Source organism: Thermococcus sp., assembly GCF_026988555.1.
Lineage (GTDB): Archaea > Methanobacteriota_B > Thermococci > Thermococcales > Thermococcaceae > Thermococcus.
In genome coordinates, this window is record NZ_JALSLB010000042.1 from 21,884 (window position 1) to 48,320 (window position 26,437).

The following is a 26,437-nucleotide window of genomic DNA, read 5'->3' on the forward strand; positions in this document are numbered from 1 at the left end:
TGGGCATCCCAAGTTCTCAGAAGGTCTCCATAGAACATCAATTCTCATACTTAAACTCACAATTTCTAAATCCAACACACGGTGATTACTCAGACTTGCCAAATTAATTTTTAGATCATCGGCTTTATTTAGAGTGAAAATCCAGCTGATGCACTATCATTGAAGATTCTGTTTGTATTTTCTTCCTTTCACATTATCCCACCATTCATCTTCTGGTCTGTTCCAGTCTTCAGCTAAAATTGGCTCAATATTTTTGAGCATTCCTAAGATAAACTCTTCATCTTCGTCCTTTGGGATATAGTAGGTTTTCTTTTTCTTTCCCTGGATCAACGTTATCAAACCTCCCCTTCTTCTCGGACCAGCTCTGAATAAGATTCATAAAAGAATACCATATGATTCTTCATCTTTTCTGTCTTCACTCTGTATTTATAGGCGAGTGTCCCAACGATTGTGACTTTTCGCTCCAGGAATCCATTCTTGTATAAGCGGTACAAGAACATTCTAATAAATGCTTCCCACTTAGTGTCCTTAAGATCATTGGGGGAGAGGATGGAGTATTTTAAGAGTTCATCCATTAGTTCTCTAACTGTGAGCCACACCCAATCATTCTGAGCCAAGTAGCCCAAAACAAATATTTTTACTCTCACTCTCCGGTATTCTTCTGTGTTCTCTTTTAGCCTATCTTGAAGTTTAAGCAGATCTACGTAGACATCATCTAGGGCCAACTTTGAAATTTCAATTCTGGCATTTTTACTTTTCATCTTCCCGTGCTTTTTAACAGCGTATCCCCCCATTTTATCACCCCTGTGGCTACACAACTCCTTTTATTTTGTGGACAGTTTCTACCGAGTCAGAATTGAGATTGCTGGAAAAGAATCTCTGAACAGTTTCTTCACTCAGAACCAAAAGAAGTTCTGGCATGACTTCATCTATAATCGAGTCAACAAACAGTCTTGTAAGTCTCTTATACCTCCTGCGGAATCTTTTGTCTTCTGTAAGAGAAATGTAGTTCATGAAATCGACACCCTCTGCTCTTCCAAGAAGATAGTTCTTGTACCTTCTCAGCTCATCCACAAGCCGAATTCCGCTTAGGAAATTCATGAAATCAGCCTTACCATCGTCTACTAAGCTGTAAATCATGTTCTGAAGATGACTGTCAAAGAACTTTCTGAATAGTTTAATTGTGATTATTGGCTTATCCGGACGGCAGTATTTGAGCCAGGGATACTTTCGGTAGACTTTTTCCAGCTTTTTATGGCTTCTAAACGTCTCTTTGGGAGTGTAGTAGTGGGTGAATATCTTGTCTATGGAATAGAAGCCAAAAATTGGTTGTGTTGGATCTAGAACATATCTCTTTTTGAAAACCCTGAGTTCATTAACCAATACGGGATGTATGAATACTGGAGTAACACCTCCTCCATCCCGCCGTAGCTTTGCTCTCCTAAAGTATATTACTCCCTCTGTGAGGTCTATTTGCTTAATTCTTCTGCCTGTATCGTCAGAAGTAATGAATTGAAGGTCGTTAATTTCTGAGCCCCTAGCTCCAGTCATAAGGGCTATTAGAGTAGCAAGCCGAACCTTTTCTACTGTGATGGTGGGTCGCTCTGAGATAAGAACCGAAAGCCATTTTAGTGCGAGCTTTATTTGATCTGGAGAAACAACCTTTTCCTTCTCTCTTTTCCAGTGAGTCTGCAGTTGTATGGCCTTTGATCGCATAGCAATTTTAGATACTAGTCCTAGATAGGTGGTCGGGTTGAAGACTTCATCCCCTAAGGCTCGGTTAAACTGATTCCGTATTTTTCCCAGAGGATGTGCTTCAGGGCTTCTTCAGTGTATTTAACCACAACCCTAAATGTGTGGGTGGATTTGCTCCTACGAGGGTCTTTGAGGTATTCGGAGAACACCTGGTACACATCCATTGCGGTCAGTTTTATTATGGGGTTATCATCGGCTACAGGCCCCTTTATTCTCAGCAGGTACTCAATGAACGTGTTTATTGCAAATGATTTATTCTGAAAGGTGCCCGGACTCAGCTGTTTTAAGTTTCTCAAGCTTATGAGTTCCTCTTTATATTCATCAATGTCTCTAAGGTCGAGAAGTATGTAATCATCGGAGGAGTAAGGAACGGGCAGTTTTTGAGGACCTCCAAATCGTTTCCTCCTCATGGTTCACGCCGCCCTTTATAGTGTTCTAAATTGTTCTATGAATATTCAAAGTTTATAAACATTGCTAAATCGCATACTTTAACCTATGATATTAGTTCTTTAGAAATACTTATATACTATAAGAGCATAATTAACGCATACTTTAAAAATATATTGAGAAATTAAAGCATGCAATTAGTTTTGTATTTGTATACAAAACGCATGCAAAAGAGGATTTAGGATGACACTCATCATCGGTCACTTCCACTAATGGGCAGGGCTTATTAAAGGTTTAGCCCGGAATTTCAATGGGGAGAGACATGAGGATAATTCCGCTCGCCTCGGAAAGTCTCGGCGTAAGGAGCCTGGCGGTCTTCGTTGACGCAGGAGGAAGGAAAATCCTTATCGACCCCGGTATCGCCCTCGGGCCGAAGCGCTACGGCCTTCCGCCGGCGAAGGTTGAGATAGAGGCACTCCACAGGATGCGCCGCAAGCTCCAGGGCTACGCCCGAAGGGCGGACGTTGTCACAATCTCTCACTACCACTACGACCACCATACTCCATTCTTCGAAGGCCTCTACGAGAGCTCAAGCGAGGAGTACGCGAGGGAGATATACGAGAGAAAGCTCCTTTTCATAAAGCACCCATGGGAAGACATAAACTTCAGCCAGAAAAAGAGGGCATGGGTCTTCCTCAAAAACGCCGAACCGATAGCGAAAAAGGTTGAGTTCGCGGACGGCAGGAGCTTCGACCTCGGCGGAGTTACGCTGGAGTTTTCTCCAGCTGTCCCCCATGGGTGCGAGGGCTCGAAGCTCGGCTTCGTTGTGATGGTCATGATCGACGACGGCTTCCGCTTAATCCATGCCAGCGACATTCAGCTCCTCAACAGAAAAGCCGTTGAGTGGATAATCGAAAAGGTCCCGGACCTGCTCATAACCGGAGGACCGCCGACGTACCTCGGTAAGCGCGCCGAGGGAAGCTGGGAAACTGGAATCAGAAATCTCAACGAGATAATCCGCGAGACCAACGCTCAGATAATCCTCGACCATCACATCGTCAGGGATAAGAACTATCCGAGATTCTTCGACGAGCTGGAGAAGAGGCCTAAAACGTTCGCTGGCTTTCTCAAGGTTGAAGACCGACCGCTGGAGGCCTATCGGAGGGAGCTCCATAAAATTGAGGGGGGTGAGAAGGGGGAGGTGCCGTTCAAGTTACGTTGATAGAAATTCCCCATCAACCGGGATTATTGCACCGTTCATGTAGCTGGCTAAATCGCTCGCGAGGAAGAGTATCATCCTCGCGACCTCATCGGGCTCCCCAAAGCGGCCCATCGGAAGGCGCGCGTTGAAGTTGAAGGATATGCCTATCTTCTCCATGTCGAGCTTCATTATCGCCTCTTTCTTGAGCCTCCTTACCCCTTCGGTCTCTATTCCTCCCGGAACTATCACATTGGCCCTGATTCTCTTTCCGTATTCCCTCGCTATCGCCCTCGTTAAAGCGACCACGCCGAGCTTTGCGGTATCGTAGTGGGCAAGGCCTTTGGCGAAGGGCAGAAACGCCTCTATGGAGCCCACGTTAATTATCACGCCTCCCTGCTCCTTTCTAAGCCTCACGAAGTTCTGGCACATCCAGAAAACGGAGTGGATGTTTATCGCCATGACCTTTTCGTAGAACCCTTCATCGACCTCCGTGAAGTCTCTGAACCAGTAGACGCCGGCGTTGTTGACCAGCACAGTGGGCTCCCTGCCCCTCAGGCCCTCCCAGAGGGCATCTACCCCCACCTTCCGAGAGAGGTCGACGCGGTGAAGGTTCACATCTACTTCAAACTCTACCACAAGGGCTTTAGTTTCTTCCAGACCTGACTCGTTAATGTCAACGAGCTCGAGGTCTGCCCCGGCTTCGGCAAACCTTATGGCTGTGGCGCGGCCTATCCCGGAGGCAGCACCGGTAATAAGTGCCCGCCTTCCTCCCAGGGGAAAGGAGCTCATCCAGGGATTTCTCCATGCTCACACCCCCATAATTCTCAAAACTTCTTTCTTCATTTCATCGACGTCGAACAGTTTGCCGCCCGAGAGAAGGTGATGCAGCGCGAGGCCATCAACCAGCGCCCCCAAAAGAAGTGCTTTCTTTTCCGGCTCCCCCACACCGGCTTCTCTGAGCACGCTGGAGACGGAGCCAATGTACATTTCATAGAACTCGTCCCATTCACTGGCCCTGTTGAGTTTGATGCTCTCTTCGTACAGCTCCAAGAAAAAGCGTGAGAGCTTTGGGCTGGCCGTTACCAGTTCAAAAGCCGCATCGATTAGGGTTCTAAGCTTCTCTTCGCCCGAAAGTCCTTTCAGCTGCCTCTTGAGGTTCTCCGGCCATTCGTCGAGGAACATAAACAGAACCGCCCTTGCCAGCGTATACTTGCTTGAAAAGTGATAAAATAGCCCTCCTTTTGAAATCCCGGCTTTTCTTGCTATCTCTTCCATAGAGACGTCATGGTAGGACTTCTCGCTGAACAGCTCAAAGGCAACGCTTATTATTCGTTTTCTGGTCTCCAGTTTTCTCATCATTAACCCTCCGGATGTTCTATCCCAAGCTCCTCTCCCAATTTAAAGGCATCAAGAACCCGCTTTATCCAGTTCTCTGCTTCCCTTATTGTCTTTGGATTCTCCTTGAGTATCCAGCCGTCGAAGACCCTCTTCGCTATTATTCCTCACTTTAATAGGTTCGGTCATCAGGCGCATGTATCTGGCTTCTGTGTATTTCTTGCCGAGTTTCCCGAACTTGTCGGCTATGCAGAGTATGAAGACAGCTATCGCCTTTCCCTCAAGGTCGTTCTTTGACAGCAGAAACTCTTTGACCCCCGGAAGAGGACGCTCGTAGTAGACGGGTGCACCGATAACCATGAGGTCACAACTTTCAACGTCGGGATTTTCAGTAACCCTAAACACTCAAACCTCGGCAATGCCTTTCACCACTTTTGCCATGGCTCTTGCCACCCTTTCGGTCGAGCCCCTCTTGGTGTCGTAAACTATGCAGACCCTCACAATTCCATTTCCTACCGACCGGTCGGTTTATAATCTGCATGTGCTGCTTTTAACCTTTGTGCCAGCCCGCAGAATTTAGAAGCCTCCATGTGGGGCGTGTCTAAAACTGCTGATGTTTGTATGATGGAGGAATAACGTCTTCCGGGAGATGCACTACTAAATATGCAAAAACTTCAAACATAATGCCCGTAAAATGAAGCAATCTTAACTTTTGGACACGCTCCCTCTATGTGAAAAGCTTAAATCAAAGGAGAGTCAAGTTAACAGTCAGGTGATGGAAATGAGGGACTTCTACATCGCCCATGAGGATGAGATAAAAGCCGGAAAGACCACTGACGTTTACTTCATCAGAACCCGGAAGATACTCGTCGAGAAGGGAATTCACAGGAAGGTTTTCACCGATGTAACGACGACTTCTTTGCCCCATGGCTGGAAGTGGGGGGTCCTTGCTGGAATTGAAGAGGTGGCAAAACTCCTTGAGGGGCTCCCGATAAACGTCTATGCGATGCCTGAAGGCACTATATTCCACCCCTACGAGCCCGTCCTCCAGATTGAGGGCTACTACAAGGAGTTTGGGATCTACGAGACCGCTTTACTTGGAATGCTCAGCCAGGCTAGCGGTATAGCCACCGCCGCCCTCAGGACGAAAATAGCGGCGAACTTCAAACCCGTCTACTCCTTTGGGGTAAGGCACATGCATCCTGCCATAGCGCCTATGATTGACCGCTCGGCATTTATAGGGGGCTGCGACGGGGTTTCCGGGGTTCTAGAAGCTGAGATGATCGGAGAGAAGCCCGTCGGAACGATGCCCCACGCGCTGATTCTTACCGTAGGTGACCAGGTGAAGGCCTGGAGGTACTTCGACGAGGTTGTTGAGCCAGGGGTTCCAAGGACAGCGCTGGTTGATACGCTCTGCGACGAGAAGTTCGAGGCTCTGATGGCGGCTGAGACCCTCGGCGAGAGGCTAACAGCGGTAAGGCTTGACACTCCGAGCTCTAGAAGGGGCAACTTCCGGAGAATTATTGAAGAGGTCCGCTGGGAGCTTGACCTTAGGGGCTACGATTGGGTTAAAATCTTCGTCAGCGGCGGCCTTGACGAGGAGAGTATAAGGGAGATAGTTGACATAGCCGATGCCTTTGGAGTTGGCTCGGCAATAGCTTCCGCAAAGCCAGTTGATTTCTCGCTTGACATTGTAGATGTTGAGGGAAAACCGATAACCAAGCGCGGAAAGCTCAGCGGAAGAAAGCAGATATACCGCTGTGAAAGGGGTCACTATCACCGCGTTCCAGCTGGGAAGAAGCTTGAACGCTGTCCGGTCTGCGGTGCAAAGGTCGAACCGCTCCTCAAGCCCCTCATCGAGAACGGGGAGATAGTGGCAGAGCTGCCAAAGGCTAGAGAGACAAGGGAGTACGTACTTGAGCAGGCCGAGAAGTTCGGGTTAAGCCTTGAATGAGCCCCTTAACAACACTATTAGAAAAATCCAAACGCCAAAGGAAGAAAAAGAAGGAATTCAAATCTCCTCGAGGGTAATGGCACCGACTGGGCAGGCCTCAGCGGCTTCCTGGGCGCAGTCCAGATCAGTGGTGTCGACTATCGGGTGGGCCTTTCCGTCGTCGCCCATCTCGAAGACGTCGGGGCAGAGGCTTGCACAGATAGCGTCTCCAATGCAGGTGTCCTGATCAACACTAACTTTCCATGCCATGGGAACATCACCGCTCTTGGATGCGTTTCGGCGAATATAAAGTTTTCGTCGGGTAAGAGGGGGTCCGAGGGCGAAAACCCGTGGAAAAGGGAAGGAAAGTAAACTTCGATGAACAATAATTGTCAGAATTGGTCAGTAAAGCCCCAGCTTTTTCTTGTACTCTTCGCTCACCATGTCCGGTGTCCACGGAGGATCAAAGGTGAGCTCTATCTCCGCGTCCTTGACTCCCGGAATCTCAAGGACCTTATCCTCAACGGCGCGGAGTATCCACATCGTGAGCGGGCAGCCAGGAGTGGTCATCGTCATCTTGACGTACACCGTCCTGTCCTGTCTCACCTCAAGTTCGTATATGAGACCGAGGTTGACGACGTCGATACCTATCTCCGGATCAATGACCTCCTTGAGCTTTTCGAGCACGAGTTCTTTGGTGATCTCAGCGTTTTCATCGCCGCTTATCCTGCGTTCACGGTTGATGGTTACCGTACCCACCCCGTTGAGCTTTGTGAGCTCTGTGTGGAGTTTTATGAGGACGTTGTCTATATCCGGGACGTCTTCAGCGAGTGTAACGCTTACGTTGCCGTCTCCATCGACATCGATGGATTTGAGGAATTTTATGTCAATTATGCCCTCAACTACGTTCTTAACTTCCTCTTTCGTGACCATGAATTCATCACCTGATTCGGGGTGGAAGAAGACAGATTTAAACCTTTTGGGTCAGAAATGAGTAGCTACCTAGACAGCACATCGAGTATCAATTTCTCGGCCATCGTCGGCGTTATCGCCCTCGCCCTCAGCTCGCGTAGGACGCGCTGTATTGCAAAGCGCTTAACGCTCGGTGTCTTCTTGAAGGTCTCCCAAAGCAACGGACAGCCGAACTTGAGATCGTACTTTCCTCCTATCAGCCTAATTATCTCGGCCTTGTCCAGGGCCAAAAAAGCGGGGAGGTTAAGAGTTACGAGTTCGCCAGTTTCATAAATCGATATGAGCCCAGAGCTGAGGAGATCACCAGAGGCAACGATCTTTATCCCGTTCTCCCTAGCGTAGCCCTCCACGGCGTCCATAACCATCGCGTGGCAGCGGCCGCATATCGGAGCACCTTTCGCTATCTGGTCTTTGATAACTTCCATGTAACCGGGGATTTCCACAAAAACCGCGCCCTGTGTCATGGCGTTGAGGAGAACCGGCTCCCTCATCTGCGGGAGCTTTACCATGACCGGGACGACGTCGAAACCGGCCCAGCGGAGTATTTTGAGGGACGCCGTGCTGTCCGAACCGGCGGAAAATGCGAGGATTATCTCAACATCGATAGGTGAGCGGTCGAACTCCGTCCTGTAGAGGCGATACTCCAAAAGGGCCCTCAGGCGGGAATAAGTTTCTTCACCAATTTTTCTCCTAACCCGCTCAAGGGCATCCAGGTTGTACTCAAGCCGACACCTCTTAACGAAGTCGTCTCCCACAGATCCTATCATCGGAGACCAATCGGTGGGCGGTTTATTAAACTTGCCGCTGGGAAAACCTTAAAAGAAGCCCCTCATAACCCCGGTTACTAACCAAAAATCCTTCTGGAGGTGCTTGAAATGAGGGAGATAGTCGAGAGGGTTAAAAAGAAGACGAGCATTCCCGTTTACGAGAGAACCATGGAGAACGTTCTGAGCGCCATCCAGGCAAGTGGAGATGTCTGGAGGATAGTTGACCTCAGTGAGGAACCCCTCCCACTCGTCGTCACCGTCATTACGGCGCTTCACGAGCTTGGTTACGTGGGCTTCGACGGGCCTAATGTAATCCTCACCCAGAGCGGGAAGGAGCTGGTGGAGAAGTACGGGATAGGAGCGAGGAATGACTACACCTGCTCCCACTGCGGAGGCAAGACTGTGGAGCTCGATGCCCTCAGCAACCTGCTGGAGGGGTTCAAGGAGATTGTCAAGGACAGGCCGCGGCCGAAGCACGACTTCGACCAGGCCTATGTTACCCCCGAGACAACCGTCGCCAGGATAGCCCTGATGCACACCCGCGGAGACCTTGAGAACAAGGAGGTCTTCGTCCTCGGCGACGACGACCTCACGAGCATAGCCCTCATGCTCAGCGGCCTTCCCAAGAGGATAGCCGTCCTCGACATAGACGAGCGTCTCGTGAATTTCATTGAGAAGACCGCCGACGAGCTCGGCTACTCGGACATCGAGATGTTCACCTTTGACCTCCGTGAGCCCCTTCCTGACTACGCGCTCCACAAGTTCGACACCTTCATAACGGACCCTCCAGAGACCGTAGAGGCCATAAGGGCCTTCGTCGGTAGGGGGATAGCGACCCTCAAGGGACCCGGTTGTGCAGGTTACTTCGGCATAACGAGGCGCGAGAGCTCCCTTGACAAGTGGAGGGAGATTCAGAGGCTCCTCCTCAACGAGTTCGGTGTTGTCATCACGGACATCATCAGGAACTTCAACGAGTACGTGAACTGGGGCTACGAGGAAGAAACGAGGGCATGGAAGCTCCTGCCGGTCAAGGTCAAGCCGACCTACAACTGGTACAGGAGCTACATGTTCAGGATTCAGACGCTTGAAGGCTCGAAGGGCTTCGAGAAGAGGATTACAGTCGGTGACGAGCTCTACAACGATGAGGAGGCCTCAACCACATGAGAGCCGAAAGGCTCATGGATTGCATACAGAAGAAACTCGATCGGATTTCTGGCCTCCATTCCCTCATCCTGTACGGTTCCCTCATTAGAGGCGACTTCATCCCAGGAACTAGCGACGTGGACTTCTTCGTGGTCCTTAAGGATGGAACCGAACCGGAACCTGTTCTTCAGGGGATAAGGCCCGTTCTCAAAGAGTGTTCGTCATTCCTCAATCCGGTCGAGATTGACGTCGCCTGGGAGTGGCTCTCGAACCTCCGCAACCCCCTCAGCCGGGGCTACCCATACAAGTTTCTGACGATCTACCAGCGGGATTTCAGGGAGAACCACGCCGTGGTTATCGGCGAGGACGTGGTTACCACAATTCCAACGTATCCCATGGAGGAACTCCTATCCGCAAGGCTGGAGAGCACTTTGAGGAACCTTGAGCGCTTTTCGGGTAACCGGAAGATGCTCCACATACTGGCCGGCGAAACGGCTAGGCTCCTCGCGTTTCTAAACGGCTCAAGCCTCAGAAAAGGGGACGTCATTAAGAAACTGGAGGAGCTCGGGGACATGGAAGCGCTCGAAGTCTACAAATCTTACCTGGATGAGAGAAAGACACAGTTCAGAGAGGAGTTCCTGAAAGAATTCATCCGATCAAGGGTGGAAAAATTGAAAGGGACGCCGTTACTTCCGTGATTTCCTGCTTCCACTTTTCTTCCTCTTTCTTCTCACAACTGCTAGATAAGCTCCAACGATGACCAGCAGACCCATTCCACCCAGGTAAAAGGCGTACGGCCCCCAACCACCAGTGCGATTCCCTCCACCGGAGGACAGTGCTTTCCACGGACTTCCCGCCGTAAATCCCCCGACCGGGGTTGTATTAACGATGAGGGGGTGAACCATCGGGTACATAACGACGTAACCGTCAAGTCCCGACGTGTTTAGGGTTCCGGTGGTGTTTCCAAGGTAAATCCCGTTCTTTATCCGGAAGAACACGGCGTTCCGGAGAGTTATGGAGGTGCCGTTTGACATCACGGCGGGGATATTGGCGTAGAGAAAACTGCGTATGAACCGGTACCCCCTCTGATAAGCCGTCGTGTTGGCCAGACCCACGGCCCGAAGGGCACGAAGAATCTCCGCGGTGCTCTTTAAGTTTCCGGGGGAACCGGCGGTGTATCCCCACGCACCGCTCGGATTCTGACGGGACCTGATTATCGAGTACGTTACGTTGAACGCACTCGTGTAGTTAAAGCGGTGGAAGTCCATGAGCGCATACGCGTAGTAGTAGTTCGGGTACTTATCCGTCAGATTTGTGACAAGCCAGTTCAATGGTTCTGTATAATTCAGAGTAACGTTCAGATCGGACAGAACCCACACAACGTACGCCGTGTTGAAGAAGTTGCCCCAGCCACTCTCCATGTGCTCGGTGAGGTACCTCACTTCATCCCCGTATGGCCGTCCAAGAAGGTGATTTATCCTGGCCATCTCGGCTATCATCCAGGGCTTCAACTTGGAGTAATCGATGCCGGTAAAGCTGACGCTCTCGTTGCACTCGACATAGTACCCCGAAAGGACAACCCTCTCCCACTCAAACTGAGGTTTCACCTTCTCCATGTATGGGCAGGCTATGGGCGTTAGGTCGGAGAATCCAGGTAGCGTGGCCACCTCAAGGAGGTCAGGGGGTTGGTATTTCAGAACACCCCAGAAGCCGAAGTGCACCTTCTTTATAAGGTCCGTCTCGTACCGTTTATCGCCCGTTGCGTAGAGGAGAAGCGCCAGCGACGCAGGGTCATCAAGAGCGGAGTTTATCTGGACGGATTTTCTCGTTAGGTACGCCATTGCAAAGGCCTTGTAAAGACCGTTCACTCCAGTTGCCTCGATGGACTCAAGCCCCTGGAGGTCTCCGAGGGCCATGTCCCCAAATATTTTGTCCATGGTGGTTCTGGGCCTGTGGGTCTGGAGGTAGTAGAGACCGTTCTGTATCGCTTTTTTAACGGGTATCCACGAGTATTTGAACTTCTCATACTCCCTCAGAGCAACCACCGCGAGCGCGGTGTCCGTGTAATCACCGAAAGAACCGTTGTCGGACTGCTTATAAAGGAGCCAGTACACCCCCGCGTGAATCGTCCTGTTGAACATGCCCTCAGCAACGCTCTCTCCCCTCATGAGCGCCATAACCGCGAGCGCAGTGTATTTGGCCTGAGGCGCCATCCCATACCGGTAGGCCCATGCCCCGTCAGGTGTTTTCAGCTCCTGCAGCCAGGTGCAACCGTCAAGCACGTAACCGTAGTTATGGACCCGGTACAAGGCTATAACAGACAGAGCCGTCGCGGGTACCGTTGGATCGTAAACGTAGGGGACCTCCCCTGCCCGAACGGGAACGTAGACGATGGACAGCAGGACAAGTACTGTTACGACGATTCCAAAGAACCTCTGCATCCGCTCACCTCCAAAGAAAAAGGGTAAAGGGGTTAAAAAGATCAGCCATAGTAGACCTTGGTCTGGAGGAAGTAGTTCGCCGACCAGTAGTAGGTGTCGTAGGCGTAGACCAGGAAGTACCAGGTCCCAGGCTGTGGGTTGCTGTAGCTAATGTACTCGTCGGAGCCGGAGTTGGTTGAACTGGTCACGAGGTTCTGGTTCGGGTCGTAGAGATAGAGGTCGAGGTCGTCGTAGCTGTTGCCGTAGAGGTAGCCCTCTATTTTGGTGGCGCCGCTGTTAACGGTGACCGTGTCAACGACGTAGTTCTGGTAGTCAACTGTTCCAGTGAAGTTCTTGACGACGACTGACTGGGTGGGCTGGCTTGGGGTGCTGCCGTTACTCCCACTTTCCCCGCTGCTTCCGCCACTACTACCGCCGCTGCTTCCACCGCCACTCGGGGTGCTGCCGGAGCTCTCGCTGACGGTTCCGCCTTCGTCGAGAACCTCAAGCTTGTAGTTGGCGCCACCCGAGTAGCTGGCGATGAGGAAGTACCAGGTTCCGGGGGTCGGGTTCCGGTAGGCAACCTTCTCAAAGCCGTAGTATGAGGTATCGGAGTAGTCGGTGAGCTGGCCGTTCGGGTCGTACATGTAGAGATCAAGGTCCGCCTGCGGGTTGTCCCAGGTGAGGAGGGCCGCTATCCTGGTGGTTCCACTGCTGACGGTTACGGCCTTGGTAACGTTCTGCTTGTCGTTGAGGTATCCCGTGAAGTCGACCTTGGAGTCTTGGTCATAGTTGAGGGCCTCGTAAACGTTTATTCTGCCGGCACCGTAGGCGATTCCAGCGATGGCGCTCGCGTTAACGACGTCCGCAGTTATTTCAAGGGCGTACTTTATTTTATCGGGGCTCCAGTCCGGGTGTGCCTGCCTCAAAAGGGCAACGGCACCGCTGACGTGCGGAGTGGCCATCGAGGTTCCGGAGGCGGCGACGTAGTACTGACCAACGAGCTGGTCGGTGAGCTGGGTTCCGGAGGCCCTATCTGAGATTATCCAGTTGCCTGGGGCAACGACCTCCGGCTTGAGCCTGCCGTCGGCGGTCGGACCCCTGCTTGAGAAGTACGTGATGACGTCGTTCTTGTCAACGGCGCCAACGGTGATGACGTCGGGGGCGGCGGCTGGCGAGCCAACGGTGTACGTGTCGGGACCACTGTTACCGGCTGCAACACAGACGGCTATACCGTCCTCCCAGGCTTTGTCGACTTCCTGGCTGAGGGCGTCGGTTCCATCGGAACTCTGTGAGCCGCCGAGGGAGAGGTTTATGACCTTAATGTTGTACTTATCCTTGTTCTGGATTACCCAGTCAATGCCGGCTATAATGGTCGAAACGGAGCCGCTTCCGTCCGAGCCCAGGACCTTGACGCCGACAAGCTTGGCCCCAGGTGCCACACCCTTGTACTGGCCGTTGCTCGCAGCACCGGTTCCGGCGATTATTCCGGATACGTGAGTCCCGTGTCCCTGGTCATCATAGGGGGTGGTTCTATTATTGACGAAGTCCTTCCATCCTATGACCTTACCCTGAAGGTCCGGATGGGAGGCGTCGATTCCGGTGTCAACGACCGCAACGGTTATTCCTGTACCGTCGTAGCCAACGTTCCAGACCTCAGGGGCGGAGATCTGGGCGGTGGACTCATCGAGTCCTTCAAGGTCAACGTCCGCCTGTATCTTGTAGTCGTCCTGAATGAACTGAATCCCCTGGACGTCGAGTCCGTTTATTGCCCCGGTATCGGAGAGCCCCGCGAGAACCAGAAGGTACTTAACGGGTATTTCAATGGCCAGGCCCGGTATGGCGTGGTAGTTGTACTTTATCTTCGCCCCAAGGAACTTGAGGAGCGGGATCGCATTCTGCTTGTCAGCCTGCGTGTTGAAGAGTATAATGGTACTTATGACACTGTCAGGATTCATTCCCTGGACCTCTTGGAACAGTTTGGGAGTCAGCAGACCGTAGGTTTTGGGGACGTTTCTAGGAACGTTCTGCGTCTCTGTGGACCCCTTGTGGGGCACCGGACTGGCTGCCACCAGGCCAAACATCAGGCCGATCAGAAACAACGCCAGTATGGCTGTTTTCAACCCTCTCATTCTATTCACCTCAGACCTTAGTCAAGCATCGGGGTACCGTACCCGTCATCGAAGAACTGATAGCACCCATATTGAATATAAGTTTTTCGTATGCTAAGTGGTCAGTTGCGACAAAAATTCCATACGTAAAGACCAAATACAGGAACAATCTACGACGATGGATGACAACGTGAATGAAGGTAAGTAAAACAGGGTTGTAACAGCGTCCCATCTCCACAAAGCAGGTTCCATGAAACATGGGGTGGATGGAAAAGCTGGCGGGCCGGGCGGGATTTGAACCCGCGACCTTCGCCTCCGGAGGGCGACGTTCTGTCCTGGCTAAACTACCGGCCCGTGCCCATACATAGTCAAGATTAGGATTTAAAAATCTAATCATGTCGCCGGCACAAAAACTTTTTATCCGACCGGCACCAAAGTATTCTGGAAGGTGATAAGATGGAGCCCCAAGAATTCAAGCTCACCGAGGAGGGCGTACGGGCGGTTCTTCCTCCCCTTGAGGCGGAGATAATGGAGTACATGTGGCGGGCAAAGACCGCAACCGCCGGCGAGGTGTACGAAAACATGAAAAAATCCCACCCGGACATGAGACGCTCTACGGTGAGCATCCTAATGAACCGCCTCTGCGAGCGCGGCCTTTTAACGAGGTACGTCGACCACGGCAGGGGTGGCATCAGGTACGTGTACTCCATAACCACAACTAAGGAGGAGTTCGAGGAAAAGGTGGTGCAGAGCATATTCGATGCCCTGATGAGCAACTTTAAAGAGGCCACCTACGCATACCTAGCCAAGATAAAGAAGTGATGCCCATGCCACTGCTCTTTCTGATCCTCCAGGTGCTGATTCTGCTGGGGATGGCGGGGAACCTCGGTCTGGCAGCGACCATCGGATCACTGGTTCTGCTCGCGGCCCTTTACGTAAAGGTAAACCGCCGGGGACCCAGCGGGGACTACATCCAGCCGGAGGGAGAGGAGTTTTCCTGGCTCCAGGAGGAACTTGAAAAGCTCTCAAAAAGAGCAGGCATAAAAACCCCGAAACTGCTCATCCTCGATGAGTACATCCCCAACGCGTTTTCTTACGGACGCACCGTGGTCCTGTCCATGGGGCTGTTCGAGGTGTTAGAGGAGGAGGAGATAATCGCCGTCATGGCCCACGAAATAGGGCACATAAAGAACAGGGACACGCTGATGTTCCCACTCGTCGTTTACGGAAGGTACTTCTCAATAGGGGCCGTCATGTTAACGTTCATGCTCTCAAACAAGTTGGCATTGGGCCTACTCTCCCTGATATTCTACGCATTCTACGAGGAGAGCAGGGCGAAGTTCATGAAGAACCGGGAGTTTAAGGCGGATGAAACCGCACTCCACCTTCTGGACGTCCCGATGAGCATGAAGCGTGCACTCGAGGAGCTGAAATACTACGAAGATCTCCGGTCGGAGGTCAAGATGACCGGTTTCCCAGGGATAGACCCCTCAATAGAGCGCCCTCAGAAGAACACTCAGCTTATAGAGACGCATCCAAGTTACGATGAAAGGATCATCAGGATAATACTAGAAATGGAGAACCTCAAGGTGCAGAGGGGAATGCTAAGGTGATCCCATGGAAGTCGAAATATCCCTTGATCCGGAGAAGGCTGAGAAAATAAAACGGATACGTCCCACCAAAGACGAGTATTTCATGCTTATCGCCAAGCTCGTCTCCCTCCGGGCCACCTGTCCAAGGCTCCGCGTCGGGGCGGTTGCTGTCAAGGACGGCTACATTCTTGCCACAGGTTACAACGGTGCGCCTAGGGGCATGAACCACTGCATTGACTTGGGGTGCCTCATCGTCGACGGCCACTGTCACAGAGCCGTTCACGCGGAGCAGAACGTCATAGCGATGGCGGCCAGGAAGGGTATAAGCCTTGAGGGGGCGACGCTCTACGTCACCCACTTCCCCTGCGACATATGCTTTAAACTCCTCGTCAACGCGGGGATCAAGGAGATCGTCTATGAGGAGATGTACCCCAACGAGGCGACGGAAATTCTGCTCAGAGAAGCGCAGGAAAAAGGCATAGTGAAGATAAGGCAGTTCAAACTGCCGAAAGAGAGGGTCAAACTGTTTCTGGAGGAGCTTTTCAAATAGCGTTAGAGCTTCTCTTCCATGTTCCTGAGCCTCTCGTTTATCTCCTCAAGCTCAATTGCTATTTTTCTCGTCAGCTCCGTTATCTCCCTCTCGGCCCTGTCAACAGCCAGATACACCCTGAAAATCATGAGGTATGCAAGGCCGATTGCAACCACAAAGAGTGCATCCAGCCCCCTGCTAATTCCAAGTATCCTCTTAACCTCAAGGGAGATTTCCACAGGGAAACAGGACAGCACCAGCATTACCAGTAACAGAGCCTCCCAAAAAAGAACATCCCCCCACTCAAGGTGGCCATCCCGGTATTTGCTGAAAACATAAAACATTAAACCTGAGACAACAACAATAGATATATACTGCACCACCAACATTCTCATCACCTCAGTTTATCGAACAGCAGGTTAAGGGCGATCTTAAGCCCTTCTAGGACGTTCGTCCCCTTCTTCATCGAGTATTCGGTATAAACGGCTTTTATAGGGACCTCAACTATCCTGCACCCGTGCTTTGAAGCCTCGATTATGATCTCACTGGAAACCGCGTAGCGGTCACAGGTTATACGTATCTTCGACGCACATCTCCTGTTAAAACATCTGAGACCGCTTTGACTGTCACTTACGTACTTACCTGCAAAAAGGGCGGTTATCGCGTCAAGAATAGTGTTGCCAAGCCGTTTTACAAACGGCATTTCACTGGTATCACCTTTAAGGCGGGAACCGACGGCAAAGTCAGCCCGCCCCTCCGCAACGGGCTTCATGACCCTCAACGCATCACTTATGAGGTGCTGCCCATCGGCATCGAAGGTGAGGACAAGCCTTCCGTTCTTCCTAACGGCGTAGGCCAGACCCGTTCCCAGCGCCCCTCCAAGGCCGCGGTTGACCAGGTGGGTGAGAACGTGAACACCCCTTGACCCTGCCATCTCCAGAGTCCTGTCCCTGGATCCATCGTTGACCACCACTATCTCATCCTTTCGAAAGTACCTGAGGAGGTTGTCCAGAACCCCCCCAATAGTCCGCTCCTCGTTGTACGCTGGCACCACAACGAAGGTGGAGAGGAGATTCTCCAAGAGGGGCCTGAGTTCGACGAGCGTCGGCACCTCAAAGTTAGGTTCGACTGGAACGTCAAAGCTCATCCTTCCGGAACTGTGCGACGTTACAAGAACGGTGAGTGCACCTATCTGAGCCGCGGGAAGAACGTCATAACCATGGTCGCCGACGACAAGGACCTTCGCCGGGTCGACCCCGAAATGGTCCAGTATGCGTTCAAGCTGACCGGAGTTGGGTTTGAGCTCTTCAGGTGAAACATCATCCCTAGTAGAGACCACCGGGAAGTACCGCACCAGGTCGTGAAGCTCAAGCGCCCTCAGCGCCGCCCGCCTGGAGCTTCGGGTCATTAACGCCAGGGCGATACCCCTGCGCTTCAGCATGTCGAGAACTTCCCTGGCCCCCTCAAAGAGGAAGCTGTTCTCAATTCTCCGGGTTTCAAGGTCCACCATTAGTTCATAGAGTTCTTCAAAGTTCCTACCGGTCTCCGTTGCTATTCTACGGATGCTCTCATACATTGGGGTCAGATCCCCAACGACGTCCTCTGGGATTCCCAGGGATAAAAGCTTGGATTTTAAACTCTCCTTGAGCTCTGTAAAGGACTGTTCTGCGCCTATAAGTGTTCCATCGAGGTCAAAGACCACCAGTCTTATGTCCATTTTGCCCACCGAAGGGTTTATTTTCCCAGACATCAACGGAATCTGGTGTCAAATGTGATGTGGGCATCCCCTCTTATAGGTTTAACCCTGTCACTCATGCTTACCCCATACGTTGGACGGGTAATGACCGCCGCGGGGATAACGGGGAAGGACATCCACAAGCCCAACCCTTACGATGTTCCGGAGATGTGTGGAATTGCGGTTCTCCTTTCCCTGCCCATTGCATTAAGCCCCGCGCTGGACGAGAAAATGGCCATGGCCATGCTACCGTTCCTCCTCTTCGGGATCGTCGGGATTTTAGACGACACGACGAACCTGCGGCAACTTCATAAGGTCCTCCTCTCCCTTCTGGTCTCGATTCCCGTCACATTCATCCCGGTGCCCCATACTGTTAACGTGTTCGGACTATCCCTCAAATTAGGAATGCTGTACCTCCCCTTCGCGGTGCTCTTCGTTACGGGATCCGCAAATCTCGTCAACCTCCTGGCGGGCTTCAACGGCTTGGAGGTTGGGACCGCCGGGATAGCCCTGTTTTTCCTGGGCCTGATTACCGGGGGCACGGCTCAGCTCGTTGCCCTAACCGGAGCCGCTGTATCCCTTGGGTTCCTATGGTGGAACCGGTATCCTGCCAGGGTATTCCCTGGAGACACCGGAACGCTCGCCCTGGGCGCGCTCATCGGCATCGTTGGTATCATAGGAAAAGTGGAGGCCTACGCTGCACTGCTCCTCATCCCACATTTCCTTGACTTCATCATCAAAACCAGCGTCAGGTTCGGCGTAAGAAAACATGGAAGGACGAGGGTGAGGGCGGATGGAACCCTTCAAGCCCCCCCGTACCCGAGTTTCCTGGGGTTGATAATGAGGAGCGTCAGGGTAACCGAACCAAAACTCGTCGCAATAGTGTGGTCTATTGAGACAGCCCTCGGTCTTTTGTCACTGGCTCTTCATCTATGACCTTTACCATACCGAAACCGTACCTCGTCTTTTCTCCAAAGCCGTTCTCATACCCAAAGCGGGCTATGTCCATGGAACCGTGATAACGGAACACCATCAGTGAGCCGCGGTAGTACGTGTCCCTGACCAGAATCCGGACCGGTTTGAACTTTATCACGTCTATGCTGAAGTCCCTGTCCTCGGGCATACTGCCGTTGAGGGCTGAGTAGCGCATCAGCATGACCTTCCTGAGCCTATCAAAAAAGCTGTTCTCATTGGGATAGAGGTCCCAGACCTTCATCCTGCCGCCGTCAAGTTTCAGACTGCGAACCATTACGGGGCTGAGCGTTGAGAAGAGGACACCGTCCCTTAGCCTGGGCTCCCGGAGAACCTTTATATCCTCGGCAACGAAAGACGCATCCTCAATCTTCAGGAGGGGGCTGTCCATAAATCCCTCCACTATGGCCTTTATGACATCGGAGGAGGATGAGGATATGTACAGGGAGACCTCACCAGATAGAACCCGTATCCCCCTGTCCGGAAGGAGCTCCCGTTTGCGAACCATTATCCGAGAGAACGTGAAGTAGTCTATGTGGCTAACCTCAACGTTGTGGGCCAGCTCCGGCGAGATCAGGAACATCTTCTCCAGAAGCTGCTCGTACACTTCATAATTGTAGTTAAAGGGAAGAACAGTGTCTTCCTTAACAGGCCGGAATTTTATCTCGATTCTCAACTTTATCACGCTCCGCTTATACGGTACCGCACTCATGACCCGGTAATAATCTACGAGAACAGACTTAATAAAAATTTCGTCAAAATACCAGCCCACCATTACTTCCCGTCCTAGCAAAACCCCGGATGGGGCAACCAAAAGTATATAAGTTCCATCCGCGAACCGATGGATAGAGTTAAAAGGACTCTTCTATAGAAGACCAGCCAGAGAGGTGAGAACTATGAGTATTGAAGATGTTGATGTCAAACCCTCAGAGGAATACGATGATTACATCACGTACCTGAAGAGACGTATCAGACAGCTCGAACTCCAAGTGAGAACTCTAGAGGCAGACAAAGAGAGACTGGAGAGGGAACTGTCACGGTTACGCATGGAGATGTCGCGTCTGAGACAGCCCCCGGCATTTGCGGGAACAGTGATAGAGATGCTGGACGAGGACAGGGCCATAGTGCAGAACTACAACGGGCCCAGGTTCGTGGTGAGGATCGCACCGTGGATAGAAAGGGACAAGGTGAAACCAGGTTCAAGGGTGGCCCTCGATCAGAGGACCATGGCAGTGGTTGAGCTGTTACCGAGCGAGAAGGACCCATCGGTGCTGGGATTCGAGGTAATAGAAAGACCTAGGATGAGTTACAAGGACATCGGAGGACTGGAGAAACAACTCCAAGAGCTCAGGGAGGCCGTCGAACTTCCACTCAGACATCCAGACCTGTTCTCCAAAGTCGGGATCGAACCTCCAAAGGGTGTTCTCCTCTACGGACCGCCGGGATGCGGGAAGACCCTGATGGCGAAGGCACTCGCCCACGAGGTAAACGCCACGTTCATCAAAGTCGTCGGCAGCGAGCTCGTGAGGAAGTTCATCGGGGAGGGCGCGAGGCTCGTCCACGAACTCTTCGAGCTGGCAAAGGAGAAAGCCCCGGCGATAATCTTCATAGACGAGATAGATGCCGTTGGCGCAAGGAGACTGGACGAGACGACCGGCGGTGAACGCGAGGTCAACAGAACGCTCATGCAACTCCTGGCAGAGATGGACGGCTTCGATCCCAGCGGCAACGTCAAGATAATCGCGGCGACCAACAGACCGGACATCCTGGATCCCGCACTCCTGAGACCCGGCAGATTCGACAGGCTGATAGAGGTGCCCCTACCGAACTTCAGGGGCAGGCTGGAGATACTTAAAGTCCACACGAGGAAGATGAACCTACGCGACGTTGACCTAAGGTTGATAGCGGAGATGACAGAGGGCGCGAGCGGGGCCGATCTGAAGGCCATAGCAACGGAGGCAGGGATGTTCGCCATAAGAGCCAGAAGGGAACGGGTGACCCAAGAGGATTTCATAAAGGCCGTCGAGAAGGTCCTTGGGGGCGAACAGAAACTCGCCCAGCAGATAGCCGCACACGAAGTCATGTACGGCTGATCTCCCCCGTTTTCTCCCATTCTTGGAAATGTGAAGCGGGTGCAGGCCGATGGTAAGTAAACTGCTGGCGCTCGACGCTTACCCAAAACTCCGCGACCTGGACTTCAGGGTACTCAGAGGGGTAGAGCTTAACATGAGGCACCATCGGTGGGTCCCCTTGGAGGACATAGCTCGCTTTGCCCGTCTGGACGTTGAGACCGCGTCATTCAGACTCGGAAAGCTCGACGACTGGAGCCTGGTGGTGAGGAGGAGTGACATGGGCTACGTGGGTTACCAGCTAACGATCCATGGGTACGACACCCTTGCCATACGGGCGCTGGCCAAGAAAGGTGTGGTTGAGGCCATAAGTACAGCCCAAGTAGGCGTCGGAAAGGATGCGGACGTTTACGTTGGGATAACCCCCTCCCAGGAGAAGGTGGCCGTCAAGTTCAACAGGATAGGGGGAAGGACAAGTTCAAGAAAAGCGAGGTACCACGGAAGGGCCTTCCAGAACAAACACCACACGAGCTGGCTCTACGTGTCCCGATTGATAGCCCAGAGGGAGTACGAGGCCTTAACGCTACTCAACCCCATAGCCAGGGTTCCAAAGCCGATAGCGTGGAACAGACATGCAGTGGTGATGGAATTTATCGAGGGAAGGGAGCTTGCAGAGTTAAGTGATGCGGAACTGGGACGGGACGAGGCAGGGGAAGTTCTTAATAAGGTTCTAAACGAGTATATGAAGATAGTGCGTTTTGGGATCGTCCACTCAGACCTGAGTGAATACAACGTCGTGTTGAGCGGAGATGGGGTCCTGATAATAGACTGGGCCCAGTATGTGACAACAGCCGATCCCGAGAGTCTTGAGTACCTTGAAAGGGATATCACCGTTCTGCTCAATGCATTTAAACACCGGTGGCACGTTGAAGTGGATTTTAAAGAGGTATGGAAAAGTTTTAAAGAGGCATGGACTGAAAGCCGAGGGGCGGAGTGGAGGGATTCAAGATGGGGGTCGATGAGGAGATAGTGAGGCTGTTCAGAGATGCAATAGCGGCGGAGAACGCCAACGATCTTGAACGGGCAAAGAGAAAGTTTGACAGGATACTTGAGCTCAGCAGAGGAGAGAGACCTGAGGCATACTTCGAGGCGTGTTTCAGAATTGCAAACGTCTTCATCCAAGAGGATAACTACAGGGGCGCCGTCAAGTGCGCTCTGCGGGGGATCTGCCGTGCACCAAGCAGGGAACTCCGAAGGGATGGAATCCGGAGGCTGGGAGACGTGCTCTTCATAATAAAAAGACGTGGGGGACTGGGCATTCTGACGGAGAACATGGAACCCGCACTCAACCTCACCAGAGAGGAGGATCCGGAACTCCACGAGTTCACCGTTGCCCTCATAAGGCTGGCGAGTGGGGAGAGGGTAAGACGGACGTTCATAACGGCGGAACTCAGCGAAATACTCAACGGCCTCCAAGGATGAGCTTAAGCTGTTCTTTGAGATAACCCTGCTTCGGAACAACCGGAAAATTGTATGGTTCCGAACTCGGCTTTTCGTTGTAGTAAGGCCGGTTGCAGGCCGGACATCCATAAGTTGCAAACACCTCGGGGGACACAACCCTTCTCAACTCGTCTGCCCCAACGCCGAAACCCTTCAGATTGCCAGCCCCATCAAACTCAAACTTCCTTGGCAGGTTCTTTCGGATTAGGTAGTGGGCCAACTGGATCCTGCGGTAGCGGACCATGCTTGGGGGGGATAGGCTCTCAAGCCGGGTGCCTTTAACGGGCGTGAAAGCGAAGAGTGAGACTTCTCCACCCAACCCGTAAACCTCTTCCAGCGTTGTCACGATCTCCTTATCCGTTTCGCCAAGGCCCACTATCACGTGGACAACCGCCCTTCCCCCTCCAAAAACCTCCAGAACATCACGGGTAAACCTCCACATCTCCCCCCAGGAATAGGCCGAATCCTTAATGATCCCGTATAGCCCTTCGCTGGCGACATCGAGGCCAATTCCGATGTAATCAACCCCAAGCGCACGGAATCTCAGCAGGACTTCCCTGTCCACTGGGGTTATGGAGAGGGACACCGGCAGCCCAAGCGGCCGCAGATCCTCCAGAATAGTCAGGACGTCCTCAACCATTCCGGGATAATCAACGGTCTGAATACATATCCTTCCAAAACCTCCCTCAATCATATGCCCTATGACGTCTTCAAGCTCGAAAGCAGGCCAGGTGACGCGGGAAAGCTTCTTCAGATCAGCCCTGCTCTCCCTGGCCTGTGGACAGAAACCACAGTTGTTCCTGCAACGACCATCGTGATACGTCATCAGATACGCGGTTGTGGGCCTTGCCAGCATTCTTCCTGAGAGCAGTCCCATTGAGAGGGCGGTTCCGTACGAGACCCTTATTAGCATCCTCATCCCCCACCCAGCTCCTTGCTCTCCCTTAAAAACCTTGGCAGTTGGGCCACCAGGAGGGAGGCCAGAAGTATGAAGGGGAGAATGGGAAACACGGCCGAGTATCCCCTGACCTTGGCCACATACCCGAGGATTATCGGCCCCGATAAGTACCCAAGATCAAAGAACATCGTGTAGATCCCCGAGCCGACGGTTCTTATGCCCTGCGGAAGCCTCGCAAGCGCCATAACCTGGAGGGCGGGAACGGCGAAGCCGAAACCGGCACCAAGGAGGATGGCACTGATGTAGGACATCGGAGGTTGCATGTACCCATCGAGGGCTACGTAGGAGAGCAGCACCATAAAGAGGCCCACCGTAACCACCGGAAGGGGGCCGCGCCGGTCGGCCTCTTTGCCTCCGAAAACCCGGGTTACAAGGCTGGCACCCCCCATTACACTTGCGTAGAGACCAAAAACACCCGTTCCAAAACCCAGTTTGGCGTAGAATGCTGGAAGAAATGTCATAAGGCCCCCGTACGTAAACGACATGAAAAAGAGGGCCAAAGATGCGGCAACGAAGAAGGGCATGAGCAGGTGTCTATAATCCGCCTTCCCACGTCTCCCCTCCCCGCCAGTACTCACGTACACCCCCGTCCGTCTGTAGGCAGCAAAAACAAAGGCGATGGCCGCGATCGACAGGGTAACCGTCAGTGCAAAGACCGCGTTGAACCCGAAGAACTGGGCGGCGTAACCACCTATACCCGGCCCCACGAGGTTGCCCATCGAGAACATCATGCCCCTCCATCCAAGGGTGGCACCGACCTCTCCCTCGGGGGCCAGGTCTATGGCACTCGCAAGGGACGACGGAAAGAACAGGGCCATACCAAACCCGTGAACGGCCCTTCCAAAGGCGAAGATCCAAAGATTGCTGGAGAAGGCTGAGATCATGTAGAGCACGCCGCCCACCGCACCCAGAAGGGAGCCCAGCGCCATCATATGGAATTTGAGCCCTCTATCTCCCAGAAAACCTCCGAACGGTTTAAACATCAGGGAAACTATCGAGGCCACCGCCGCCACGGTTCCAACCAAAAGAGGATCCGCCCCCAGGTTTATAACAAAAGGAGAGATTATAGGGTTCACTACCGCCATTCCCAGAAAAAACAGAAAGGTTGAGGCGTGAAGAAACCAGATGTCCCGGGTTCCCATATCAGATCCCCGTGTACGGCTCCGGCATCCCGTCCTTCATGTACGCAACGCTCATATGTTTTGTGTTTTTCGAGAACCCAACATTCCCGTTCCGGTCTATCATTATTATTCCAGCCACGTTCTCACCGAAGTACTTCGTTGCGAGGCCAATCGCCGCCTCACTGGCCCGCAGGGCGTCAAGACCGAGGTGTACAAAATCCGCGGCACTCTTCGCAAGAACGAGTCTTATCATGACCTCTCCAATGCCAGTGGCCGATGCGCCGGCAAACTCATCCGCGTACGTCCCGGCACCAATAAGGGGTGTGTCCCCAATCCGCCCGAACATCTTGAGGAAAACCCCACCGGTCGAGGTGCCCGCCACAACTTCCTCGCCGTCGAAGGCGACGGCTCCCACGGTACTCCTGAGAACTTCGGGATACTCCTTTATCAGCTCGTTGAGTTTTTTCCAGTGACCCGCTTCCCCCTTCTCAATGAGCTTCCTGCGGAGCTCCTCCCACTGCCTTCTCCTCTCCTCCGTTATTGGGTTGTACTCCCCAAAACCCATAAGGCGGGCGAACTTAATGGCCCCCTCCCCCCCAAGGAGCACGTGGTCTGTTTTCTCCATGACCCTCCTAGCCACGCTTATCGGGTTTTTAACTCCCCATATACCTGCAACTGCCCCGGCCTCAAGGCCCTTCCCACGCATAACCGCCGCATCCATTTCAACCCTGCCATCAAGGGTCAAAACACTTCCGGTTCCAGCGTTGAAAATTGGGTTATCCTCCATGGATTTAACAGCCTCTTCAACCGCATCCAGGGCGGAACCTCTTCTGAGCTCGCGCCAACCAGCCATGACAGCCTCCCTGACACCGCCCATTACCTTAGGGATTCTCTCCTCCTTCTTTATCGTTCCAGCACCACCGTGGACTATTATCGCAACCATGAGAACCACCGAAGAAAAAAATGCTCGAAAGGTTAAAAGGATTATGGAAATGAAGAGAAATCAGCTCAATGCCATGTTGATGACGCTCTCACCAATGTTCTCCAAGTATTCCAGAATCCTGCGGTAGCTCTCGAGCGCTATGGATTGCCGGTAGTCGATACCGCGGACCTTGACCTTGAGCTCCAGCATAAGGCGGTCGATTTTACCCAGGTTGCGCTCCTCCACCTGGACCATCATCTCGTTGAACTTCTCCCGGAGGTACGAAACGTTGATCCTCCCAGGGTTCTCGGATATACGGGTGATGTGGTCCCCTATGCGCTCTATGTTGCGTACTATGAACAGGATACCTAAGAGGTCAAAAGAGCGCTTTATCATTCCACTTTCCTCAGTTACCTCTCGTTTACTCAAGAGACGGTTTACCGCCCGGATTATGAGGAAATAGAACCTGTCAAGCTCGTTCTCAAGGTCGTTGATGTCCCTGAGTATCTCACCGTCTCCTGGGGAGTTTATGAGGAGCTCAAGATCGCCTAACATCGATAGAACCAGCGACTTAATCCGGTTGAGGAGCTCGGCAAGGTTCACCTCCTCCTCATCCAAGAGGCTCTTGGCGACCATCCTCTGGTACTCGTCCATCACTATCTCCACACCTGGAAGACTCTGGAGAACCTTTCTTATCTTCACCTTGTATATCGGCATCTCCTCAGAGAATCGGATTTCCAGGATGTCGTAGCCCTGGATGTAAGCCGAGATCACCAGCCTGACCGCCATATCCGGTGAGTACTCCTTGGATATTTCCAGTATCTTCTCCTCACTCACTTCCCTTGGCTCCTTGGGAAAAATCGTGATGCTCCCATCTGAGTTTATAGAGAGGGGTATAACGTCTCCCTGCTTTAGTCCATTCTCAATGACCCATTTTTTTGGGAGGGATATTATGTAGGAACTCCTACCGGTAAATTGAACCTTTCGAAACTCCATAGATACCACCACGGGTATA

General features: G+C 52.4%; 30 protein-coding genes and 1 tRNA gene. 11 read left to right on the top strand and 20 right to left on the bottom strand.

Features of this window, described 5'->3' with window-relative positions; genetic code table 11:
- Positions 1-156: 156 nt before the first annotated feature.
- The 4 genes from MVK60_RS06090 to MVK60_RS06105 are packed head-to-tail and all read right to left on the bottom strand — an operon-like array spanning position 157 to position 2,165.
- Positions 157-339, bottom strand: a complete 183-nt coding sequence (locus MVK60_RS06090) for a hypothetical protein (RefSeq protein WP_297437512.1) — start codon at positions 337-339, stop codon at positions 157-159.
- A complete protein-coding gene (locus MVK60_RS06095; RefSeq protein ID WP_297437514.1) occupies positions 336-794 on the bottom strand; it encodes a hypothetical protein in 459 nt (152 codons plus the stop codon). Before MVK60_RS06095 ends, MVK60_RS06090 begins: the two co-directional genes overlap by 4 nt.
- Before the next feature lie 16 nt (positions 795-810).
- Positions 811-1,716 (bottom strand): hypothetical protein, encoded by a 906-nt coding sequence (locus tag MVK60_RS06100; RefSeq protein ID WP_297437516.1) that lies wholly within the window; start codon positions 1,714-1,716, stop codon positions 811-813.
- A gap of 53 nt (positions 1,717-1,769) precedes the next feature.
- Positions 1,770-2,165 carry a hypothetical protein gene (locus MVK60_RS06105; RefSeq protein ID WP_297437518.1) on the bottom strand — a complete coding sequence of 132 codons (396 nt, stop codon included), beginning with the start codon at positions 2,163-2,165 and terminating at the stop codon, positions 1,770-1,772.
- A gap of 299 nt (positions 2,166-2,464) precedes the next feature.
- Here MVK60_RS06105 and MVK60_RS06110 point away from each other — a divergent pair, with 299 nt between their 5' ends.
- A complete protein-coding gene (locus MVK60_RS06110; protein ID WP_297437648.1) occupies positions 2,465-3,364 on the top strand; it encodes an MBL fold metallo-hydrolase in 900 nt (299 codons plus the stop codon).
- Here MVK60_RS06110 and MVK60_RS06115 read toward each other — a convergent pair.
- From MVK60_RS06115 to MVK60_RS06125, 3 genes are read right to left on the bottom strand one after another with little or no spacing between them, the layout of a single operon-like run.
- Positions 3,356-4,132 carry an SDR family NAD(P)-dependent oxidoreductase gene (locus tag MVK60_RS06115; protein ID WP_297437520.1) on the bottom strand — a complete coding sequence of 259 codons (777 nt, stop codon included), beginning with the start codon at positions 4,130-4,132 and terminating at the stop codon, positions 3,356-3,358. The genes MVK60_RS06110 and MVK60_RS06115 overlap by 9 nt on opposite strands.
- 18 nt (positions 4,133-4,150) lie before the next feature.
- Positions 4,151-4,699 carry a TetR/AcrR family transcriptional regulator gene (locus MVK60_RS06120; RefSeq protein WP_297437522.1) on the bottom strand — a complete coding sequence of 183 codons (549 nt, stop codon included), beginning with the start codon at positions 4,697-4,699 and terminating at the stop codon, positions 4,151-4,153.
- 51 nt (positions 4,700-4,750) lie between these two features.
- Positions 4,751-5,083, bottom strand: a complete 333-nt coding sequence (locus MVK60_RS06125) for a flavodoxin domain-containing protein (RefSeq protein WP_297437524.1) — start codon at positions 5,081-5,083, stop codon at positions 4,751-4,753.
- 376 nt (positions 5,084-5,459) lie between these two features.
- Here MVK60_RS06125 and MVK60_RS06130 point away from each other — a divergent pair, with 376 nt between their 5' ends.
- Positions 5,460-6,632 carry a nicotinate phosphoribosyltransferase gene (locus MVK60_RS06130; RefSeq protein ID WP_297437650.1) on the top strand — a complete coding sequence of 391 codons (1,173 nt, stop codon included), beginning with the start codon at positions 5,460-5,462 and terminating at the stop codon, positions 6,630-6,632.
- 57 nt (positions 6,633-6,689) lie between these two features.
- Here the strand turns inward: MVK60_RS06130 and MVK60_RS06135 are convergent, their stop codons facing one another.
- The 3 genes from MVK60_RS06135 to MVK60_RS06145 form a co-directional block, all read right to left on the bottom strand.
- Complete coding sequence (locus MVK60_RS06135) at positions 6,690-6,881, bottom strand: ferredoxin (protein WP_297069531.1); 192 nt, start codon at positions 6,879-6,881, stop codon at positions 6,690-6,692.
- 132 nt (positions 6,882-7,013) lie between these two features.
- Entirely contained in the window at positions 7,014-7,544 is a 531-nt protein-coding gene (locus tag MVK60_RS06140; protein ID WP_297437526.1) for a metal-sulfur cluster assembly factor, read from the bottom strand.
- Positions 7,545-7,609: 65 nt separating this feature from the next.
- A complete protein-coding gene (locus tag MVK60_RS06145; RefSeq protein WP_297437528.1) occupies positions 7,610-8,350 on the bottom strand; it encodes an ATPase in 741 nt (246 codons plus the stop codon).
- 108 nt (positions 8,351-8,458) lie between these two features.
- Between MVK60_RS06145 and bpsA the strand changes: the two genes are divergently transcribed.
- Positions 8,459-9,514 carry a N(4)-bis(aminopropyl)spermidine synthase gene (bpsA, locus tag MVK60_RS06150; protein ID WP_297437530.1) on the top strand — a complete coding sequence of 352 codons (1,056 nt, stop codon included), beginning with the start codon at positions 8,459-8,461 and terminating at the stop codon, positions 9,512-9,514.
- Entirely contained in the window at positions 9,511-10,191 is a 681-nt protein-coding gene (locus tag MVK60_RS06155) for a nucleotidyltransferase domain-containing protein (protein ID WP_297437532.1), read from the top strand. Before bpsA ends, MVK60_RS06155 begins: the two co-directional genes overlap by 4 nt.
- Here MVK60_RS06155 and MVK60_RS06160 read toward each other — a convergent pair.
- The 3 genes from MVK60_RS06160 to MVK60_RS06170 form a co-directional block, all read right to left on the bottom strand.
- Complete coding sequence (locus MVK60_RS06160; RefSeq protein WP_297437534.1) at positions 10,180-11,934, bottom strand: squalene cyclase; 1,755 nt, start codon at positions 11,932-11,934, stop codon at positions 10,180-10,182. The genes MVK60_RS06155 and MVK60_RS06160 overlap by 12 nt on opposite strands.
- 41 nt (positions 11,935-11,975) lie before the next feature.
- On the bottom strand, positions 11,976-14,045 hold the full coding sequence (locus tag MVK60_RS06165; protein ID WP_297437536.1) for a S8 family serine peptidase: 2,070 nt from the start codon (positions 14,043-14,045) through the stop codon (positions 11,976-11,978).
- Between the two features lie 255 nt (positions 14,046-14,300).
- Positions 14,301-14,378 (bottom strand) — tRNA-Arg (locus MVK60_RS06170).
- Between the two features lie 102 nt (positions 14,379-14,480).
- On the opposite strand from MVK60_RS06170, the gene MVK60_RS06175 reads away from it, so the two are divergent.
- From MVK60_RS06175 to MVK60_RS06185, 3 genes are read left to right on the top strand one after another with little or no spacing between them, the layout of a single operon-like run.
- Positions 14,481-14,846, top strand: coding sequence for a BlaI/MecI/CopY family transcriptional regulator (locus MVK60_RS06175; protein WP_297437538.1), 366 nt, complete (start codon positions 14,481-14,483; stop codon positions 14,844-14,846).
- Positions 14,846-15,637: a M48 family metallopeptidase gene (locus MVK60_RS06180; RefSeq protein ID WP_297437541.1), complete on the top strand. Its 792-nt coding sequence runs from the start codon at positions 14,846-14,848 to the stop codon at positions 15,635-15,637. The genes MVK60_RS06175 and MVK60_RS06180 overlap by 1 nt, the downstream gene beginning before the upstream one ends.
- A gap of 4 nt (positions 15,638-15,641) precedes the next feature.
- Positions 15,642-16,166, top strand: a complete 525-nt coding sequence (locus MVK60_RS06185; RefSeq protein WP_297437543.1) for a cytidine/deoxycytidylate deaminase family protein — start codon at positions 15,642-15,644, stop codon at positions 16,164-16,166.
- Positions 16,167-16,168: 2 nt separating this feature from the next.
- On the opposite strand, the gene MVK60_RS06190 is transcribed toward MVK60_RS06185, so the two are convergent.
- Positions 16,169-16,540 (bottom strand): DUF2304 domain-containing protein, encoded by a 372-nt coding sequence (locus tag MVK60_RS06190; RefSeq protein ID WP_367270859.1) that lies wholly within the window; start codon positions 16,538-16,540, stop codon positions 16,169-16,171.
- A complete protein-coding gene (locus MVK60_RS06195) occupies positions 16,540-17,862 on the bottom strand; it encodes a glycosyltransferase (protein WP_297437545.1) in 1,323 nt (440 codons plus the stop codon). Before MVK60_RS06195 ends, MVK60_RS06190 begins: the two co-directional genes overlap by 1 nt.
- Before the next feature lie 54 nt (positions 17,863-17,916).
- Between MVK60_RS06195 and MVK60_RS06200 the strand changes: the two genes are divergently transcribed.
- Positions 17,917-18,816, top strand: a complete 900-nt coding sequence (locus MVK60_RS06200; protein ID WP_297437654.1) for a glycosyltransferase 4 family protein — start codon at positions 17,917-17,919, stop codon at positions 18,814-18,816.
- Here MVK60_RS06200 and cas6 read toward each other — a convergent pair.
- The gene (gene cas6 / locus MVK60_RS06205; protein ID WP_297437656.1) at positions 18,770-19,528 is read right to left on the bottom strand and encodes a CRISPR-associated endoribonuclease Cas6; all 759 of its coding nucleotides are present in this window, start codon (positions 19,526-19,528) and stop codon (positions 18,770-18,772) included. The genes MVK60_RS06200 and cas6 overlap by 47 nt on opposite strands.
- 220 nt (positions 19,529-19,748) lie before the next feature.
- On the opposite strand from cas6, the gene MVK60_RS06210 reads away from it, so the two are divergent.
- From MVK60_RS06210 to MVK60_RS06220, 3 genes are read left to right on the top strand one after another with little or no spacing between them, the layout of a single operon-like run.
- Positions 19,749-20,945 (top strand): proteasome-activating nucleotidase, encoded by a 1,197-nt coding sequence (locus MVK60_RS06210; RefSeq protein WP_297437547.1) that lies wholly within the window; start codon positions 19,749-19,751, stop codon positions 20,943-20,945.
- 49 nt (positions 20,946-20,994) lie between these two features.
- Entirely contained in the window at positions 20,995-21,951 is a 957-nt protein-coding gene (locus MVK60_RS06215) for a serine/threonine-protein kinase RIO2 (RefSeq protein WP_297437549.1), read from the top strand.
- Positions 21,915-22,403 (top strand): hypothetical protein, encoded by a 489-nt coding sequence (locus MVK60_RS06220; RefSeq protein WP_297437551.1) that lies wholly within the window; start codon positions 21,915-21,917, stop codon positions 22,401-22,403. Before MVK60_RS06215 ends, MVK60_RS06220 begins: the two co-directional genes overlap by 37 nt.
- Here the strand turns inward: MVK60_RS06220 and MVK60_RS06225 are convergent.
- Genes MVK60_RS06225 through MVK60_RS06240 form a run of 4 tightly spaced genes read right to left on the bottom strand, consistent with a single transcriptional unit; the run spans position 22,384 to position 26,418 of the window.
- The gene (locus MVK60_RS06225; RefSeq protein WP_297437658.1) at positions 22,384-23,334 is read right to left on the bottom strand and encodes a radical SAM protein; all 951 of its coding nucleotides are present in this window, start codon (positions 23,332-23,334) and stop codon (positions 22,384-22,386) included. The two genes, MVK60_RS06220 and MVK60_RS06225, sit on opposite strands and share 20 nt — an antisense overlap.
- 2 nt (positions 23,335-23,336) lie before the next feature.
- Entirely contained in the window at positions 23,337-24,521 is a 1,185-nt protein-coding gene (locus MVK60_RS06230; protein ID WP_297437553.1) for an MFS transporter, read from the bottom strand.
- Position 24,522: 1 nt separating this feature from the next.
- Positions 24,523-25,443: an isoaspartyl peptidase/L-asparaginase family protein gene (locus MVK60_RS06235; protein WP_297437660.1), complete on the bottom strand. Its 921-nt coding sequence runs from the start codon at positions 25,441-25,443 to the stop codon at positions 24,523-24,525.
- Positions 25,444-25,503: 60 nt separating this feature from the next.
- Positions 25,504-26,418 (bottom strand): phosphate uptake regulator PhoU, encoded by a 915-nt coding sequence (locus MVK60_RS06240; protein WP_297437662.1) that lies wholly within the window; start codon positions 26,416-26,418, stop codon positions 25,504-25,506.
- Positions 26,419-26,437: the final 19 nt, after the last annotated feature.